Source organism: Nostoc sphaeroides (genome assembly GCF_003443655.1).
Lineage (GTDB): Bacteria > Cyanobacteriota > Cyanobacteriia > Cyanobacteriales > Nostocaceae > Nostoc > Nostoc sphaeroides.
Genome location: NZ_CP031941.1, coordinates 5611405 through 5629823 on the forward strand (window position 1 = coordinate 5611405; position 18419 = coordinate 5629823).

Annotated in this window: 14 protein-coding genes and 2 pseudogenes; 8 read left to right on the top strand and 8 right to left on the bottom strand. The window is 42.5% G+C overall.

Annotation, left to right across the window (positions count from 1 at the left end; all coding sequences use genetic code 11):
- Positions 1-67: 67 nt before the first annotated feature.
- Positions 68-2293, bottom strand: coding sequence for a photosystem I core protein PsaB (gene psaB / locus D1367_RS25100; protein WP_118169130.1), 2226 nt, complete (start codon positions 2291-2293; stop codon positions 68-70).
- 145 nt (positions 2294-2438) lie between these two features.
- Positions 2439-4697 (bottom strand): photosystem I core protein PsaA, encoded by a 2259-nt coding sequence (gene psaA, locus D1367_RS25105; protein WP_118169132.1) that lies wholly within the window; start codon positions 4695-4697, stop codon positions 2439-2441.
- A gap of 543 nt (positions 4698-5240) precedes the next feature.
- Here psaA and D1367_RS25110 point away from each other — a divergent pair.
- Positions 5241-6869, top strand: a complete 1629-nt coding sequence (locus tag D1367_RS25110; RefSeq protein WP_118169134.1) for a hypothetical protein — start codon at positions 5241-5243, stop codon at positions 6867-6869.
- Between the two features lie 147 nt (positions 6870-7016).
- Complete coding sequence (locus tag D1367_RS25115) at positions 7017-8006, top strand: ATP-binding protein (protein WP_244944963.1); 990 nt, start codon at positions 7017-7019, stop codon at positions 8004-8006.
- Here the strand turns inward: D1367_RS25115 and glsA are convergent.
- Positions 7983-8897, bottom strand: coding sequence for a glutaminase A (gene glsA / locus D1367_RS25120; RefSeq protein WP_118169136.1), 915 nt, complete (start codon positions 8895-8897; stop codon positions 7983-7985). The genes D1367_RS25115 and glsA overlap by 24 nt on opposite strands.
- Positions 8898-9395: 498 nt before the next feature.
- On the opposite strand from glsA, the gene D1367_RS25125 reads away from it, so the two are divergent.
- Positions 9396-9983, top strand: a complete 588-nt coding sequence (locus tag D1367_RS25125) for an RICIN domain-containing protein (protein WP_118169138.1) — start codon at positions 9396-9398, stop codon at positions 9981-9983.
- A gap of 99 nt (positions 9984-10082) precedes the next feature.
- Here the strand turns inward: D1367_RS25125 and D1367_RS25130 are convergent, their stop codons facing one another.
- On the bottom strand, positions 10083-10271 hold the full coding sequence (locus tag D1367_RS25130; RefSeq protein WP_118169140.1) for a hypothetical protein: 189 nt from the start codon (positions 10269-10271) through the stop codon (positions 10083-10085).
- Positions 10272-10805: 534 nt separating this feature from the next.
- On the opposite strand from D1367_RS25130, the gene D1367_RS25135 reads away from it, so the two are divergent.
- Complete coding sequence (locus D1367_RS25135; protein ID WP_118169142.1) at positions 10806-12320, top strand: thioredoxin-like domain-containing protein; 1515 nt, start codon at positions 10806-10808, stop codon at positions 12318-12320.
- A gap of 89 nt (positions 12321-12409) precedes the next feature.
- On the opposite strand, the gene D1367_RS25140 is transcribed toward D1367_RS25135, so the two are convergent.
- A complete protein-coding gene (locus tag D1367_RS25140; protein WP_118169144.1) occupies positions 12410-12943 on the bottom strand; it encodes a DUF4352 domain-containing protein in 534 nt (177 codons plus the stop codon).
- A 335-nt stretch (positions 12944-13278) separates the two neighbouring features.
- On the opposite strand from D1367_RS25140, the gene D1367_RS25145 reads away from it, so the two are divergent.
- Complete coding sequence (locus tag D1367_RS25145; RefSeq protein ID WP_118169145.1) at positions 13279-13641, top strand: KGK domain-containing protein; 363 nt, start codon at positions 13279-13281, stop codon at positions 13639-13641.
- Positions 13638-13988, top strand: a pseudogene (locus tag D1367_RS25150) (DUF952 domain-containing protein). The gene D1367_RS25145 and the pseudogene D1367_RS25150 overlap by 4 nt, the downstream one beginning before the upstream one ends.
- A 60-nt stretch (positions 13989-14048) precedes the next feature.
- On the opposite strand, the pseudogene D1367_RS25155 reads toward D1367_RS25150, so the two are convergent.
- Positions 14049-14579, bottom strand: a pseudogene (locus D1367_RS25155) (IS630 family transposase); the annotation flags it as partial.
- Positions 14576-14998, bottom strand: a complete 423-nt coding sequence (locus D1367_RS25160) for a helix-turn-helix domain-containing protein (protein ID WP_118169149.1) — start codon at positions 14996-14998, stop codon at positions 14576-14578. The gene D1367_RS25160 and the pseudogene D1367_RS25155, both read right to left, overlap by 4 nt.
- Before the next feature lie 302 nt (positions 14999-15300).
- Between D1367_RS25160 and D1367_RS25165 the strand changes: the two genes are divergently transcribed.
- Together D1367_RS25165 and D1367_RS25170 are read left to right on the top strand one after the other, a co-directional pair.
- Positions 15301-15951: a Uma2 family endonuclease gene (locus tag D1367_RS25165; protein ID WP_118169151.1), complete on the top strand. Its 651-nt coding sequence runs from the start codon at positions 15301-15303 to the stop codon at positions 15949-15951.
- Between the two features lie 246 nt (positions 15952-16197).
- The gene (locus tag D1367_RS25170) at positions 16198-17118 is read left to right on the top strand and encodes an RluA family pseudouridine synthase (protein ID WP_118171651.1); all 921 of its coding nucleotides are present in this window, start codon (positions 16198-16200) and stop codon (positions 17116-17118) included.
- A gap of 152 nt (positions 17119-17270) precedes the next feature.
- Here D1367_RS25170 and D1367_RS25175 read toward each other — a convergent pair whose 3' ends face one another.
- The gene (locus tag D1367_RS25175) at positions 17271-18038 is read right to left on the bottom strand and encodes a phycobilisome rod-core linker polypeptide (RefSeq protein ID WP_118169153.1); all 768 of its coding nucleotides are present in this window, start codon (positions 18036-18038) and stop codon (positions 17271-17273) included.
- Positions 18039-18419 lie beyond the last annotated feature (381 nt).

Sequence of the window (18419 nt, forward strand, 5' to 3'; positions counted from 1 at the left end):
CAATAATAAAATCCCCCACCTTGCGGCAGGGGATTTTTATTACTTATCTACAAAACTAGCAGCCTAGTTAACCGAACTTACCAGCAGTAGAAGCAATCAAGAATGCGGCGTAAGTAACGATGTAGCCAACAGTGAAGTGAGCTAGACCAACTACACGACCTTGAACAATAGACAGAGCAACGGGCTTGTCTTTCCAGCGAACCAAGTTAGCTAGAGGAGTGCGTTCGTGTGCCCAAACAAGGGTTTCAATCAACTCTTGCCAGTAACCTCTCCAGGAGATTAAGAACATGAAGCCAGTAGCCCAAACTAGGTGTCCAAATAAGAACATCCAAGCCCAGACAGACAGGTTATTCACGCCATACGGGTTGTAACCGTTAATCAACTGAGCAGAGTTCGCCCAGAGGTAATCGCGGAACCAGCCCATGAGATATGTAGAGTTCTCATTGAACTGAGCTACGTTGCCTTGCCAAATACCTAGATGTTTCCAATGCCAGTAGAACGTAACCCAACCAAGGGTGTTGAGCATCCAGAATGTAGCGAGGTAGAAGGAATCCCATGCTGAGATGTCGCAAGTACCGCCACGACCGGGGCCGTCGCAAGGGAAGGCATAGCCGAAGTCCTTTTTATCGGGCATCAGCTTAGAACCACGGGCATCCAAAGCACCTTTGACCAAGATCAAGGTGGTGGTGTGCAGACCCAAAGCGATCGCATGGTGTACCAAGAAGTCGCCAGGGCCAATTGTCAAGAACAAGGAGTTAGTACCAGCATTAATGGCATCTAACCAGCCTGGTAACCAGACGTTAGCGTAGTTGGGCCATGCTGTGTAAGCAATACTATCTGGGTTAGATAACAAAGTATCTAAACCGTACAGTACTTTACCGTTAGCAGCTTGAACAAACTGGGCAAACACTGGCTCAATCAGGATTTGCTTTTCAGGAGTACCGAAAGCAACTACTACATCGTTGTGGACGTACAAGCTGAGGGTGTGGAAGCCTAAGAAAAGGGATACCCAGCTAAGGTGGGAGATAATCGCTTCTTTGTGCTTCAATACGCGCTCAAGGACGTTGCCTTTGTTTTGTTCTGGGTCGTAATCACGTACCCAGAATATTGCTCCGTGGGCAAAAGCACCAAGCATCAGGAATCCAGCAATATACTGGTGATGCGTGTACAACGCTGCCTGTGTTGTGTAGTCCTTCGCAATAAATGCGTAGGAAGGCATGGAGTACATGTGCTGCGCTACCAGGGAAGTAACAACACCTAACGCTGCTAAGTGCCATCCCAATTGGAAGTGCAGGGAGTTGTTGTAGGTGTCGTAGATACCTTGGTGAGGTAGGTTAAACGGCCCTTCAACTGGAATACCGAAGAAATTCTTGGCATTCAAGGCTTCTTTGAGACTGTGACCAATCCCAAAGTTTGTCCGGTACATGTGACCAGCAACGATGAATAGAACTGCGATCGCTAGGTGGTGATGAGCTATGTCAGTCAGCCACAAAGCTTCTGTCTGGGGATGGAAACCACCCAAGAAACTCAGAATTGCAGTTCCTGCACCTTGCGATGTCCCGAAGATATGTCCAGGAGTGTCAGGGTTTTGAGAGTAAACACCCCAGTTGCCTGTAAAGAATGGTGTTAAACCTGCTGGGTGGGGTGGGGTATTTAAGAAGTTATCCCAACCTACGTGCTGACCGCGAGCTTCGGGGACAGCAACGTGAATTAAGTGACCAGCCCACGCCAAGGAACTAACACCAAACAAACCTGCTAAGTGGTGGTTTAGGCGATGTTCAGCGCTCTTAAACCATGCCAAGCTTGGACGGTACTTGGGTTGCAAGTGCAGCCAACCAGCAAACAACATTACAGCAGCGAATAACAGCAAGAAAACTGAACCGTTGTACAGTTCGCCGTTATTCCGCATACCGATGGTATACCACCAATGGTAAAGACCAGAGTAGGTAATGTTTACCGGATTACTAGCGCCCGCTTGGGTAAAAGCTTCGATCGCTGGTTTACCAAAGTGGGGATCCCAAATCGCATGGGCGATGGGACGGATGTGAAGGGGATCTTTAATCCACTGTTCAAAGTTACCTTGCCAGGCTACGTGGAACAGGAGGCTGGATGCCCACAGGAAGATGATTGCCAAGTGACCGAAGTGAGTTGCGAAAATCTTTTGGTAAAGATTTTCTTCCGTCATGCCATCATGGGTTTCAAAATCGTTGCCTGTAGCGATCGCATACCATATCCGACGAGTCGTCGGGTCCTGTGCGAGATCCTGGCTAAATTTCGGAAATTTCGTCGCCATAGGTTTAATAAATCCTCTGACCTTTAGCCATCAAGTATCAGCTTTGCAGGAGTTAGGAGTTAGAAGTTAGGAGTTAGGAGTATAAAAATTACTTCTTAAACTCAGCACTCAGCACTCATAACTCATAACTCAATTCTGCTGATTGCTACCCTACTGAAAGGATGTGTGCATGGAAGAACGCCCAGGTTGTGGCAATTCCTCCCAAGAGGTAGTGAGCTACCCCTACAGCCCGACCCTGAATAATGCTCAGAGCGCGAGGCTGAATTGCTGGTGCTACCTTCAGTTTGTTATGCGCCCAAACAATGGACTCAATAAGTTCTTGCCAGTAGCCGCGACCACTGAACAGGAACATCAAGCTGAATGCCCAAACAAAGTGAGCGCCTAAGAACATGAGTCCATAAGCAGATAGCGCACTGCCATAGGAATTGATGACTTGCGTAGCTTGCGCCCACAAGAAATCTCGCAACCAACCGTTGATGGTGATGGCGCTTTGGGCAAAGTTACCACCGGTGATGTGAGTCACAACACCATCTGCATCTACGGTTCCCCAGACATCTGATTGCATCTTCCAGCTGAAGTGGAAAATTGCAATGGATATTGTGTTGTACATCCAGAAAAGTCCGAGGAACACATGATCCCAACCAGATACTTGACAAGTACCGCCACGACCAGGACCATCGCAAGGGAAGCGGAAGCCCAGGTTTGCTTTGTCTGGAATCAGACGAGAGCTACGGGCAAACAGTACACCTTTGAGCAGAATTAGGACAGTAACGTGGATTTGGAATGCGTGAATATGGTGGATTAAGAAGTCCGCCGTACCCAAAGCAATGGGCATCATCGCTACTTTACCGCCTACAGCCAAAATCCCACCGCCGAAAGCATAGCTAACGGGTTCTAGCGCATTGGGAGCAGTGCCACCAGGAGCTAGGGTGTGGATATTTTGTACCCACTGGGCAAATACTGGCTGCAACTGTATTGCCGTATCAGAGAACATGTCTTGGGGACGTCCCAAGGCACGCATTGTATCGTTGTGAATGTAAAGTCCAAAGCTATGGAAGCCGAGGAAGATACACACCCAGTTAAGGTGAGAAATAATCGCATCACGGTGACGAATCACCCGATCTAACAAGTTGTTTTGGTTCACAACTGGATCGTAATCCCGCACCATGAATATGGCAGCGTGAGCCGCACCGCCGACTATACAGAATGCACCAATCCACATGTGGTGGGTGAAAATGCACAACTGTGTAGCATAATCAGTTGCCAAATATGGATATGGAGGCATCGCATACATGTGATGCGCGATGATGATGGTCAGCGAACCCAAGAAGGCCAGGTTAGTAGCCAATTGAGCGTGCCAGGATGTGGTCAGGTTTTCGTAGAGACCTTTGTGACCTTCACCAGTGAAAGGGCCTTTATGGTTTTCCAGGATCTCTTTAATGCTGTGACCAATACCCCAGTTGGTACGGTACTGGTGACCAGCAATGATAAAGAGAACTGCGATCGCTAAGTGGTGATGAGCAATATCAGTCATCCACAAGCCGCCTGTTACTGGGTTTAGACCGCCCTTGAAGGTAAGGAAGTCAGCATACTGACCCCAGTTCAAGGTGAAGAAAGGTGCTAAACCAGCAGCAAAGCTGGGATACAGCTCGGTCAACAAGTCTTTGTTCAAGATGAACTCGTGGGGCAAGGGTATGTCTTTAAGAGCAACGCCTGCATCCAAAAGCTTGTTAGTCGGTGCGGATACGTGGATTATGTGACCTGCCCATCCCAAGGAACCACAACCTAGCAAGATTTGCAAGTGGTGATTCAGCATTGACTCCACATTCTGGAACCATTCCAGTTTGGGAGCGCGTTTGTGGTAATGGAACCAGCCAGCAAATAGTAATAAGGCTGCTAATACCAAGCCACCGATCGCAGTCACGTAAAGTTGGAAGGAGTTTGTAATCCCCCAACCACGCCATACTTGGAACAAACCAGAGGTGATTTGAATACCGTGGAAACCACCGCCAACATCACCGTTTAAAATGTCTTGTCCAACAATGGGCCAAACAACCTGAGCGCTTGGTCTAACGTTCAACGGGTCGCTTAACCAAGCTTCGTAGTTAGAAAACTTCGCGCCGTGGAAGATCATCCCGCTCAACCAAACCATTATTACGGCTAAGTGGCCGAAGTGGGCTGAGAATATCTTGCGGGATATATCTTCTAAATCGCTTGTATGTGTATCAAAATCATGGGCGAGTGCGTGCAGGTTCCAAATCCATGTGGTGGTTTTGGGGCCTCTGGCTAAGGATCTGTCGAAGTGTCCAGGTTGCGCCCATTTCTCGAATGAGGTTGGAACTGGGTCATTATCGACGATTACTCTTGCCTTTTTTTCCTCTCGCTCCGGAGGACTTATTGTCATTCGACCTCCTCTCTAGATAAGGAATGAGGAATCATGAATACCACAAAGTTAACCATTACCGCAAATTCCATTTTGCTGAAGCCGCGATGAAGACCGATGTGGATTGTTGTTTCTCGTTGAATTATAGAGTCTTAACTTGTACTTTGTTGGAGATAGTTGGAGATATTTTAACAATAATTCAAACTTGCTGAAATATTGCTGGAATTCCTGCCTTAACTGCCTTTTAACTTCAAAGCCTTTGTCCAAAAGTCAATAGATTAGCCATTTAATTTACAAAGAATAACAATTTGCAAATTTTATGGTTTGGCTGTATGAGCCGATGTTCCAGCTTTGGCTGCTATTACTCATGAACATTTGTGTCATATTTCCATTGTCGTAAGTAAAAAGCTGTAAAGAATATGACTTATTTTAAAATTTCCTGAGATACACAAGAGAAATTATGGGATGTGAGGCAGATTTCACCTTTTGGGATATAGTTCCAGATGGACATTTTGAGCCAAAATAATCTGTAAATTGTCGAAGAACTTTCACTGGGTGCAACGCATGAACTCGTGGCAGAAAAGGGTGTTAGAGAAGCTCCTCCCTGAGAGGTTCCCGATTTTCAGGTGGGTAATGACATTGGCACTGGTATTAAGCTTGACCAGTTGTGGCGAGAAAGTGAGTAGTCAAGAAGTATCTACTGACTATAGAGAAAACCCTCCACAGATTTCTCAAATTTCAAAGCAATTTTCGGAAGTTTCCCCACCATCTGTTATCCAAGAACTGCGGACAAGTTTGGAAGTTTATCAGCCACAAGTGACAATTGTTACTCCAAAAGCTGATGAAGTTCTCCAAGACAACAAAGCCACAGCCAGTTTTCAGGTTAAGGATTTACCAATATTTAAGGACTCACAATTACAACTGGGGCCCCATCTACACGTAATTCTGGATAACCAACCTTATATCCCTGTTTACGACTTGAATCAGCCCTTGGTTTTGCCAGACTTGTCTCCAGGTACTCATACCCTGCGTGTCTTTGCCTCTCGTCCTTGGCATGAAAGCTTTAAGAATGAAGGCGCTTATGCCCAAACAACATTTCACGTCTTCACCAAAACCGACGACAATAATCCAGATCCCAAGTTACCCCTGCTAACTTACAGCCGCCCTCAAAGTAGCTACGGAGCAGAACCAATATTACTGGACTTTTACTTAACTAACGCGCCCCTGCACCTCGTTGGCAAAGAAAACCCTAACGATCAATTCAGTGATTGGCGCATCCGCTCCACAATTAATGGTGAAAGCTTTATTTTCGATCGCTGGCAAGCAGTTTACCTTAAAGGCTTCCGTCCCGGAAAAAACTGGGTAAAACTAGAATTTCTCGATAATCAAGGAAATACTGTCAAAAATGCCTTCAATACTACAGTTAGATTAATTGACTACCAGCCAAAGGGTAAAGACACTTTATCGAGAATTGTTAGAGGAGAAGTTACAGCAGATGAGGTACGTGGCATTGTAGATCCAAATTATAGATTCACACCTACCCCGTCCGCTGAAAAAACACCCGAAATACAACCGAAGGTAGAAAAACAGCCGATTCCCGAAACTGAAATTCCACAAGAATCCAAAACACAGCCTGAGCAACCAAAATTGGAAGTTCCAACGGCTGTACCATCTCCCACTTTGTCCCCGATACCAGAACCACAGCCAGAGGTAACACCAACACCTGAATCAAGTCCGTTACCTGAAAAAGTTGTGCCTCAAACAACAAAACCTAGATTGGACGGATTTTTCAACCGTCGGGTTGGTAAAGTTCTCAACCCAGAAGCACCAGTTACGCCATCTCCTAGTTTGCCACCTACGCTACCAGAGATTATTGAGTCTCCAGCACCAGAAATAATTGCGCCAACACCACCACAGGCAGAGGTAACACCAACTCCTGAATCAACGCCGTTACCCGAAAAAGTTGTCCCTCAGTCAACAAAATATAGATTTGGTGGATTTTTCAAGCGTCGGGCTGGTAAAGTCCCCACCCCAGAAGTGCCAGTTGCGCCATCTCCTAGTTTGCCATCAACGCTGCCAGAGATTATCGAGTCTCCTGCACCTGAAACAACTGTGCCATCAGCAGAAATTAAACCAGAGGTAACGCCAATTCCTGAATCAACACCGTTACCGGAAAAACGAAAAATAAAATAACTCGTTTATATCGGGAGCGAAAAACTGATAACTCAAGGCTTGACTTCACCCGCCTGGAACTAAAGTTCCAGGCTAATAGCTAAAGTCTACTTAAGTAGACTATTCACGAGTCGAACCATTACTCATCCAGTCGAAGTGCTGACGAATATGGCGCAGCGAGTCACTAAAGAATCTAACTTTGACTTGCAAGCACCTGTGATGACGACAGATGAAATTGGGATACTTGCTATTGCATTTAACCAAGTTTTAGATAGAGTTAAATGCCTACTGGAAGAACAGCAGGCGGCAGCTTTTCGTCAACAGCAAATGCAAGAAGCCCAATTGCTTCAAAGTGAGAAAATGTCTAGCTTAGGACAAATGGTAGCTGGTATTGCCCATGAAATTAATAATCCGGTGAATTTTATCTATGGGAATTTAGATCCTGCTATTCAATATGTAGACGATTTATTAGCATTGCTAAAAACCTATCGCCAAGAAGTGCCTAATCCACCTCTAGCGGTGCAAACTTACGCTACAGAAATTGATGCAGAATTTCTAGAAGAAGATTTACCTAAACTTTTGCAGTCGATGAAATTTGGTGCTACTCGCGTGCAACAAATTGTCTTAAGCTTGAAAAACTTCTCTCGCCTGGATGAAGCAAAAGCGCATCAAGTTAATCTCCATAAATGCCTGGATAGTACGCTACTCATCCTCAATAACCGAATCAGAAAAGGCATTAAGATTGAGCGCTTGTACGGTGAGATTCCTAGTATTGAAGGTTTTTCTAGTTCGCTTTATCAAGTGTTTATGAATATTATCAACAATGCACTTGATGCATTGGAGGAACAGCACAATCCTCAAGACAAACCACGAATTGCGATCGCTACTGAACTTAAAGATAAAAACTGGGTAGTTGTTCGCATTGCTGATAATGGTTCTGGGATTCCCTCTGATGTTCAAGAAAGAATTTTTGAGACGTTCTTTACTACTAAAGCCAGAGGTGTTGGCACTGGTATGGGACTTTCGATTAGTTATCAGATTGTAGTCGAGAAACACGGAGGACAACTAATGTGTAAATCTGAGGTGGGTAGTGGTACAGAATTTATCATTTCTCTTCCGATTCAAAAGCAGCATTTACCCGAAAATGCTCAACCCTAACTTTTGCGATAAAGCCTCAACAAAGGCAAGCCCCATTACCGGATTTCCGATATTATCCAACATGGGACTGTAGCAAGCGATCGCTCCCTCTGCTGGTACTATTGCTACCAGTCCACCACCAATCCCTGATTTCATCGGTAAACCAACTCTGACTGCAAACTGGGCAGAAGCTTCATATAACCCACAAGTTGACATTACAGCGTTGACAATTCGGCGGTTTTGTGGTAATATACAGCCATTATCAAAAGCTAAGAGTTTTCCTAACAGGGCTAAATCTTCAACTCGCCCAGATATACAGCATATTTGCTCGTAAGTGTCAAGTGCTGTTTCCAGATTTTTTAGATGATTTGTTTCGGCGAGATAGTTTGCGATCGCAACATTTGTTGTTGATCGGGTTAATCGCACTGAAGCCAGCATTACCTCATCTAAAGATAGTTGGCAATCTGCTAATTGGTTGAGCCATTGACAAAATAACAAAGTGCGTTGATTAGCGTCCTTTCCTGGTAATTTATCAGAGAGGGTAATTGCCCCACTATTAATCATGGGGTTACGGGGGTATCCGCGATCGCTAATTAGTTGTTCTAAAGAATTGAAGGGTGCATCTGATGGTTCCACCCCAACCCACCCAAAAACCGTTTCTGCACCAAAATTTTCTAGCAGATAAAGTAAGGAAAACGTTTTAATAACGCTCATTAGTGGGAAAACACAAGCTGTATCCCCAAAGTTGAAAGTTTTTCCTGATTCACAGCAGATATGAACTGCAAACCAAGCAGGATCAGCTTTAGCTAATTGCGGAATGCGATCGATAACTCGTCCTCGTTCAGCCTGGGTTTGAGCCTGTTGTACCCAAGCTGATAAATTTTCAGTACTTAGTTTGTCAAGTCTTTTCAAAATGTAAATTTTCTAAAAGCTCATGTATTAAACAGTAATCAACAGTGTAGCATGAGGCTTGTCAAGGCTTCGTCATAGCGGAGAAACATCTATAAGCTGCGAAATCTTTTTGAAAGTTATTGATATTAAAAGATAATATCAAGTTCAATCGGAACAAGCTTAGGAATATTAAATTTACGCAATGTGCAACTTAATATTCTGACAGGGCTATTTCATTCTCATCTAGCCCGCCTCAGAATTTATTCTGAAGTCAGAAGATTTCAGCTTAAGTTGATACCAATACTTACCCAACCCTCCCCGATGTATTGGGGAGGATGCGCGAGTGCGCGGGTGGAGTATTTTTTTAGCTCATAAACTTGAAATCTGCTGTAGTTCTCCTCATTCCTTACAAGGGTTGAGGGGTTAGTTTTGAGTATAAGTTGCACATGGCGTAAGTTGATCTGCCAGAACAAAAGCATTGTAAAAAAAAATCAATTTAACGCTCAAGGGGAAAAACTTGTGAAACCTAATTCAAAAAAGTGTACAGCGATCGCAGTTGGCTTCGTTGGCTCGCTGTTATGGGGAGCAACTTGTGTTCTAGAAAATCAAAATGCTATTGCACAAGTAGGCGGAATGTTTATAATAAATGAACTATCAAACAGGTGCCTTGATGTAAGTGGAGATCCTGGCACAGCGAATGGTACGCCATTGATACTTGCTAATTGCGAACTATCTGGATTTAGCAGTTCCGGTAGAATCACAGATCAGAAATGGGAATTTATTCGTGGGGGATTTATCAGAAATAAATTATCCAATAGATGCATTAATGTAGAGGGAGAGCCTGGCACAGCTGATGGTACGCGATTGATACTTTCTGATTGCGAACTATCTGGAACTACCAGTGGCTTTAGAACCACAGATCAGAGGTGGGAATACATTGGTGCAGGATTTCTCAGAAATGGATTATCCGACAAATGCATTGATGTATCTGGAGATCCTGGCATAGTTAATGGTGCGCCATTGCTACTTAATGAATGCCAAATATCTGGATTTAGCGGTTCCGGTCAAAGCTCTGATCAGAGGTGGCGGTGGCAACCAAGTTTTTAATAGATTAAGGGGTGGGGTGCAACAATAAAAATATTTTTAATTTATGCGGTTCCTGAAAGTTAAAAACTGGTAGTTCTCAAGACTAGCCAGTTTTTAACTTTAAACTTGTTGGCGTTTTAACTCTTGTATCAATACTTGGCAGCGCTTGCTAGCTTCTCTTGCCTGTTGCCTAAACTGTTTGGCTTGCTCTTGGTTAGTTAAATACACTTCAGATGCTTTTTGTCTGAGTTTAACAGCTTGTTTACTGAGTTCCTTAATACGAGTCTTTAATTCTTCAATTGTTTTCATCTTTGCTCCTGTAAAGTTAGATTTGGTTTTGTCTAAGTAAGTCGGTGAGAATAAATCAAACTATGTGTTTTCTAATATAAAGTTAGAAAAATTTGGCTCGTAGTAAGGGCTTTAGCCCTTTTCTTAGGACTAAAGTCCTTACTACAAACATTGAATTATTTACGCCGTTCTACTTAAGCCTCTACTAGCAACACACGGTAATATATCTCAATACAGTTCACTTAAAAAGAATTGTAGGTTGGGTTAAGCGTAGCGCAACCCAACAAAGTCTTGATAATGTTGGGTTTCGTTCCTCAACCCAACCTACGTCTGAAATCACAATTTCCAAATTTTAATCCACGAAAAACCTAACCCCCTAACCCCCTTCCCGACGCGGGAAGGGGGAAAATTCAAAGTCTCTCTCCTTTTAGGAGAGAGATTTAGAGAGAGGTTTTCGAGATACCGTGAAAAGTCAGATGGTAATATATTCATTATTTTTCATCAGCCTATTTCAGAAAATTATTATAAACATCCTCTAAGAGCAAAGTATACTTTATGATTCCTCGTGTCAGAGCGCCAGAATTACCGCAAAATTACTTTTGGCTCAACACCGAAAAACCCTTATCTCTTAAACAACTCAAGGGTAGAGTCGTAATCTTAGACTTTTGGACATACTGTTGCATTAATTGTCTGCATATTTTGCCAAACCTGAAATATTTAGAACAAAAATATAAAGATAGCCTTACTGTTATCGGCGTTCACTCCGCCAAATTTGACAACGAAAAAGAAACAGAAAATATCCGCCAAGCTATCCTGCGCTACGACGTTGAACACCCAGTTATAGTTGACAGCAATTTTCGACTTTGGGAAGAGTATGCTGTACGTGCTTGGCCTACCTTAATAATTATTGATCCAGAAGGTTACGTGATTGGTCAGATTTCTGGTGAAGGAAATCGTGACACTTTAGACGAGTTAATTCAAAAGGTAATTCAGCAACACCAAGACAAAGGCACAATTAATTTTCAAGAAATCAGCTTGACTTTAGAAAAACAGCGCCAACCATTAATCACACCCTTAGCATTTCCTGGTAAAGTTCTAGCTACTCCAACGGGTTTATTCATCGCTGACTCTGGACATCATCGCTTGATTATGAGTAGCTTTGATGGGGAAATTTTACACTTGATTGGTACTGGAAAATCTGGCTTAACTGATGGTGCTTTTAACGAAGCGCAATTTTTTGCACCACAGGGAATGGCTTTTGATGCGGAAAATGAAATTCTTTATGTTGCTGATACAGAAAATCATACCCTGCGGCGAGTAGATTTAAAGCATCAAGTGGTGGAAGCGATCGCAGGAACAGGTGAACAAAGCCGCAATATCCATCCTAATGGCGGTGCTGGTTTAGAAACTGCGCTGAATTCACCTTGGGATTTAGTCAAAGTGGGAAATACCTTGTTTATTGCAATGGCTGGGCCCCATCAAATTTGGCAAATGGATTTAGAAACTGGCATTATCAAAACTTATGCTGGTACTGGTGCAGAAGCTTGCATTGATGGTTCACTTACCGAATGTGCCTTTGCTCAACCTAGCGGTATTAGCACAGATGGGAATGAATTATATATTGCTGACAGTGAAGTTAGCTCAATTCGCGGTGTGGGAATTGTAGAACCGTATCAAGTGCGAACTGTTTGCGGTAGTGGGGGTTTATTTGGTTTTGGTGATGTAGACGCACAAGGTGAAGATGTTCGTTTGCAGCACTGTTTAGGAGTAGAATACGCCGAGAATTTTCTCTGGGTGGCAGATACCTATAACCATAAAATTAAATTAGTTAGTCCGAGTGGAAATTGTCAAACAGTTTTAGGAGATGGTACTAGTGGCTTACAAAATGGCCAGGGTAAGAACACTCGGTTTTTTGAACCTTCGGGATTGAGTGTTTTGAGTTCACATTTATATATTGCTGATACTAATAACCATGCTATTCGTTGCGTAGATTTGGATACCTTTGAGGTGACAACGCTAGAGTTTCTTGGTTTATGTGCGCCAGATGTATGTATTCCGCCGAATTTATAAAAAGATTATCTTACGCAAAGGTGCAAAGAAAAATTTTGCGCCTTTGCATGAGATATAAAAGAGAACAAATTAAATAGTGCTATTGCTGATTAAAGTTTGAAAGGGATGGATTCGAGATTCTTATCGGAAATTAAAAATTTATCTGCCTTGATACCTTTAGGAGTGTCAAACAGGAAATCTACAGAACGAGCTTCACCTTGAGAGAAAGGTTTACTTAGCAAATTAGTATCATATTTGAACTCCATCTCTTTAATATCATATTTGTTGCCTTTTGAGTCAACTAATTTCGATAATCCAATAAGGAACCATGCATCATCCTCTCGTTGTCTTTTGCCACTTGTGTTTTTAACGGTTACAGAAACCACCGTCCAAACTTCAGCTGCTTCGTATGTCCTGTAATTTCCTTGAATTTTCTGTCCTGCATATTTAACACCTGTGATGCTAACTTCCCAACCTTTGCGATTAACTTTGCCGTTGACTGCTTTTGAAACTGGTTCAATGTTAGTAGTATCGGCGGCATTTACTTGAGATGACGAAGGCTCTAATTTGGCTTGTTGCGAAGGTGTACAGGCAGAAATGCTAAGTAACAATGCTGCAATAGATAAGTATTTAAATTTATTCATGGTTGCACTCTGGTTGTATATCCAAACCTGTTTAAGGCTTTTGAGAGGTTTGTTATTATAATTCCCAAAAATTGATCAACGTTAACAAATGATAAAATTTCATAAAGATGTTGTAGAGCGCTTATCTTTAGCGGCTTAAATACCAGTATTATCACTGAATTGATGTTAATAATTGCGGATCAAAATAGTTGATTAGTTTAAATTACCATGCGGACACTTACCAAATTATATTTACTGCTAGGATTATTATGAACAAGATATGCCAAATATTAGACTTTGATGCTGATGTTTTGTTATTTAATAAAGATACATATATTGTTAGCAGATTCAAATAATTGATATCTGAAAATTTTAGTCAAAAATTTCATACTAAATTAACGGAACATCATAATCAGTTCTCAGTTTCAGGACTTTTTAAAAGGCTGTGCATAAACGAAGTCAATTTTCCAGTTGAAGATATCACATGGCAATCTTCTAGCGAAGGCATAAACTGTCAAGTTTTCAGAGTTGGCTCTACAGGCTGGCAAGCAGGAAAACTCAGAATAAAAGCATCTACAGAAATCATTTCTCCATTCATGCAGAGGGAAGCTGGCAAACTGAACATTACTGTAGTGTTAGAATTTTATCCTGATAATCCTAATGAACCTGAATCGCCTTTAGATGATATTCGTAAAATGATACAAGCAGAAGCAACATGAATACTATTCTCCACATTACCAAATGTCAACAATGGGAACAAGCAAAAAATCTCGATAGATATCGCGCTGATTCGTTAGAGAGTGAAGGTTTTTTACATTGTTCAAAATCAACGCAAATACTCAAGGTTGCAAAGAGATTTTTTGATAACCAAAAAGAATTGGTAATACTTTTTATTGATTCTGAAAAAGTCCAAGCTTAAATTCGCTATGAGCCTGCTGAAATAGGTGAATTATTTCCTCATATTTATGGTGAATTAAATATTGATGCTGTGTATCAGGTGATTGATTTTGAAGCTGGGGAAGATGGTTTATTTGAGTTGCCGCAAGAAGTTATTGATTTAGAATAACGAACCGCAGAGGCGCGGAGGACACGGAGGAGGAGAGATGGAGAGAATTTACAGCAATTTTCATGTAAATAGACCACAGTGGTTGAACCAACCGAAGGCATCATCTTCGGTAATATAATTTACAGCGTCAGCCATAGCTTGATCGAGTAATTCCAGTGTGCGGGCTTCACGGGAACGGAGAAATTGCTTCAATTTCGACCAACAAAGTTCTATGGGGGATAAATCAGGAGAATAGGGGGGCAAAAACTTGACTTTTGCACCAACAGACTCGATGGCAATTTTTACACGTTCTGCGTGATGAACCCTCAGATTATCCATAACCACAATCGCCCCTTTCCATAATTGAGGAGCTAAGACCTGAGTTATATATGTGAGAAAAACCTCAGTATTTGTGCTTCCTGGCACAGTCATCGCTGCAACCAGTCCATCGAGGTTCAAAGCACCAATTAAGGAAACGTTTCCACCCTTTGTTCCTGGAATGCTACCAATTGCTCGTTCGCCATCTACTGCTCTAGCAAACAAGCGTGACATTGATAAATTCAATCCGGCTTCATCGACAAATACTAAGTTTCGCACGTCAATTTTATCTAACCAACGGCGATAGTCATGCCGTAATTCCTGTACTCGTGGAGTATCCTGCTCACTTGCATAGAGACTTTTTTTTTACAGCGTAAGTCTAATTTTTCTACTGCACGATGCATTGTCGAAATGCTGATCCTAATTCCTATATCTTTAGCGAAGCGATCGCATAACTCTGAGAGCAACAAATCATTTTTCTCTTCCACCCAAGACTTGATCGTGCTTAGATGTTCATCCTGAATAGTTGGTTTTTGGTATCCCCCACGTTGTTTTGCTTCAATTTGTCCACTTTGACGATAATGGCGCAGTAGGTTTCGCACAAACGACAAGCTAACCTTAAATCTTTCCGCCAACTGGCGTTGAGAGCCTTCCTTAGCTTCCCAAGCTTTAATCACGCGACGACGCAAATCCCCTGAGTAAGATACTGGCATCTAATTAAACAATCACTCCAGATCCAGAGTACAGTAATTTGTGGTTCAATTACCTGAAAACTGCTGTAAGCGATCGCTTTTTGGTTAGGGAACTCCAAGAAATAAATTATCCAATCTTGTGGGGTGGGCAACATGAGCGCCCAGTTTATATGGCGCTCATGTTGCCCACCCCACAATCAATAATTGAATATTTTTTTATTTGGAAGTCCCTTCGGGCGTTTGCTACATCCAATTCGGGAAAATTCCCTTTTCGCTGATGTCAAATTTGAGTAAAAATGAAATTATTTAACAACTAACATTCTATGGTTACTCTTCAACTCAAACAAATTCGAGTTCCACCAGGACAGAGAATAATCCTGGAAGATGTTAGTTGGCAAGTATTTGAAGCAATTCTCAACGAGTTAGGAGAACATCGCAGAAGTCGAGTAGCATACAGCCAAGGAACGTTAGAAATTATGGCTCCATTACCAGAACATGAGCGATCTAAGGTAATTATCGGAGACTTGGTGAAAGCTTTGCTAGATGAACTCGATCTGAATTGGGAGTCTTTAGGTTCAACTACCTTTAAGCGAAAAGATACAAGTGCAGGTATTGAACCCGATGATTGTTTTTATATTCAAAACTATAAGCTAATGATTGGGAAAGATAGGATCGACCTAACTGTTGATCCTCCTCCTGATTTGGCAATTGAAATTGATGTCACCTCTAAAACTCAAATTAGTGCATATCAAGCGTTGAAAGTACCTGAAATTTGGCGATATGAAAGCAAAAACCTAGAAATTAGCTTGCTGCAAGGTGAGCAATATGTGAAGTCTCTCATTAGCCCCACATTTCCCACTTTTTCTATCACAGAACTCATTCCCCGATTTGTGGAAATGGCGCGAACCACAGGAATGAGTTCAGCACTTAGAACGTTTCGACAATCGGTAAGAGAACAAATACAAGACAGCTAAAGCAGAATTTGCAGATACATAAACTCTCGTCCGCCTCTGTGGACTAAGGTAAAATCAAGGTTTTGCCTGGGTAGACGCGATTTATAACCGCCCTTTTCAAGCATTCCGCGCTTTACTTAAAGAACGGGGAATTAATAATCTAGAGCAATTGTGACCGAATTTAATTTACAAATCCAAGAAAATAGCGATCGCTTGTCAACTCTACTAGAAGGTGCAGCGTCTAGCTTACTTCCCTTCAAGGATACGATGCATTGCGTCAACACTAAAGGCAACGATCGCCTTGACCGTTACCTTTCCCAAGAATTACCAGACTTATCCCGTTCCCGCATCCAACAGTTAATCGAACAAGGTAATGTCCAACTTAATGATAAAGTTTGCACATCTAAGAAGATCAATGTCAAGTTAGGCGATCGCATCACTCTGGAAATACCAGAAGCGCAACCTTTAGAACTCCTTGCAGAAGATATCCCCTTAGATATCCTCTACGAAGACGACCAGCTACTCATTCTCAACAAACCCGCAGGCTTAGTTGTCCATCCTGCACCCGGTCATCCAGATGGCACTTTGGTAAATGCTCTATTGGCACACTGCCCCAATTTACCAGGAATCGGCGGAGTCCAGCGTCCGGGAATCGTCCATCGATTGGATAAGGATACAACGGGGGCGATCGCGATCGCTAAAACAGAAGTTGCCCATCATCACTTACAAGCACAACTCAAAGCTAAAACCGCACGCAGAGAATACTTGGGCGTGGTTTACGGTGCGCCAAAAGTTGAAAGTGGCAGAATTGACTTGCCCATTGGTCGCCATCCACAAGACCGCAAAAAAATGGCGATTATGCCTGTCGAACAAGGCGGACGAGTCGCCGTTACTCATTGGCAAGTATTAGAACGCCTCGGTAACTTCACCTTAATCCACTTCCAACTAGAAACTGGACGCACCCATCAAATTCGCGTCCACAGCGCCAAAATGGGTCATCCCATTGTCGGCGACCCAGTTTATAGTTCTGGTCATTCAGTGGGGGTAAATTTGCCCGGTCAAGCACTGCACGCTTGGCGACTAAAATTGCAGCATCCCATATCTGGAGAGTTGATTGAGGTGACAGCAAATCCTCCCAGCCACTTTACAAAACTTTTGGAGATGCTAAAAAGACGAACTACACTTTAAGCCCAATTCCCTTTAACAACTAGCGTGCATCAGACATGGGATAGAGTCTGTTCCACTAGTTCTACCTAAATGAAACTCCTAACTAACCCAAGACTTATGCACGCTATAAAATGATCAAATGGATGTACTACTCAGCTGTCGAACAAAAATCGTTATTTAATTCCTGCCAGTTGCCGATAAGGTACAGACTTTTCGATATCGATGTTGAATGACGAGATCCTTTGTGGAGGATTGCCAGTTGCATTGACACTTTGTGCCATTGACAAGAATAGAGCTGGATCGCCTGCCTTGGGCTTTCGTTCTTGTGGAAGGAATCTGCGTACTTCGACTTGCCAAATGATTTGGGGGAAACCCAGTTTGGTACGATGGTAAGCTTCGTATCGCGGAGATTTGATGTTGAATGGCAACTCACCCGCAGATTGAGATGGCAGTATCCGACGGCGTTGATAAGGCACTGTGGAGTCTCCAAAATTGCTCAGGTACTCTTCAGTGTTGAGGACTTCATCAATAAACCCTCTAATACCCTTGGTAGCGACTACAATTGACCAGGCAATTTTTTCCCGCTCACTGTATGGGTCGCGTCCTAGAACGCGCTGGATTACTTGCTCAACAAAGCGATAATTATTGTTGAGGTCATAGAAGCTTTTCTTAAAGGTATTAGAAAGCACCAACCCACGAATAAAGTCCCGGACTGTAATTTGTCCATTACGTAGTTGAGACTCTAAATATGTTTCGCGATCGGCAGCAAAGGCATGAAAGAAAATTTGACGATATGCTGCTTCGATCAGAACATCTAAATCTGACGGAGAAAGCAAATTGTCTGTACTAAAAATCCTGGGCTGTTCATCACCCGGTACTTCGTATGCAGCTACACGCTGGTTTTGACTTGAAGGGTCGTATGTTAACAGAGGAATTGCCACTCTAAAGCCTCCATATTCTTAATTAAAGTTAACAACTTTAAATCATATATTAAGGGAGTAGTTGTATCAGAACTTCAGAATCTGATAAAATTTCACGAAACTTAACTAAGGGGATTTAACTATTCCAAAAAACAAGGATTAGCTTGTTGGATTCAACCCATAGCTAATCTATAAAGGAAGTGCGGCTTTCAACCTAATAACTACCTAAAAAACTTTGTTCACATACTTCAGATTAGAAGATTCAGTTTCACCTTTTTGAAATAAAGCAATAATTTTTAACATATAGCAAAAGAAATTAATGGGGAGTGGGGAATGGGGAATGGGGAATGGGGAGTGGGGAATGGGGAGTGGGGAATGAAAAATTAAGGACAAGGGGAAAGA

What these genes read in the sequence shown, in the direction of transcription:
- D1367_RS25165 (WP_118169151.1), top strand. Translation starts at nt 15,301, where the DNA reads ATGGTTACTCTTCAACTCAAACAAATTCGAGTTCCACCAGGACAGAGA.
- psaA (WP_118169132.1), bottom strand. Translation starts at nt 4,697, where the DNA reads ATGACAATAAGTCCTCCGGAGCGAGAGGAAAAAAAGGCAAGAGTAATC.
- psaB (WP_118169130.1), bottom strand. Translation starts at nt 2,293, where the DNA reads ATGGCGACGAAATTTCCGAAATTTAGCCAGGATCTCGCACAGGACCCG.
- D1367_RS25110 (WP_118169134.1), top strand. Translation starts at nt 5,241, where the DNA reads ATGAACTCGTGGCAGAAAAGGGTGTTAGAGAAGCTCCTCCCTGAGAGG.
- D1367_RS25170 (WP_118171651.1), top strand. Translation starts at nt 16,198, where the DNA reads ATGCATTGCGTCAACACTAAAGGCAACGATCGCCTTGACCGTTACCTT.
- D1367_RS25140 (WP_118169144.1), bottom strand. Translation starts at nt 12,943, where the DNA reads ATGAATAAATTTAAATACTTATCTATTGCAGCATTGTTACTTAGCATT.
- D1367_RS25115 (WP_244944963.1), top strand. Translation starts at nt 7,017, where the DNA reads ATGGCGCAGCGAGTCACTAAAGAATCTAACTTTGACTTGCAAGCACCT.
- D1367_RS25160 (WP_118169149.1), bottom strand. Translation starts at nt 14,998, where the DNA reads ATGCCAGTATCTTACTCAGGGGATTTGCGTCGTCGCGTGATTAAAGCT.
- D1367_RS25130 (WP_118169140.1), bottom strand. Translation starts at nt 10,271, where the DNA reads ATGAAAACAATTGAAGAATTAAAGACTCGTATTAAGGAACTCAGTAAA.
- D1367_RS25135 (WP_118169142.1), top strand. Translation starts at nt 10,806, where the DNA reads ATGATTCCTCGTGTCAGAGCGCCAGAATTACCGCAAAATTACTTTTGG.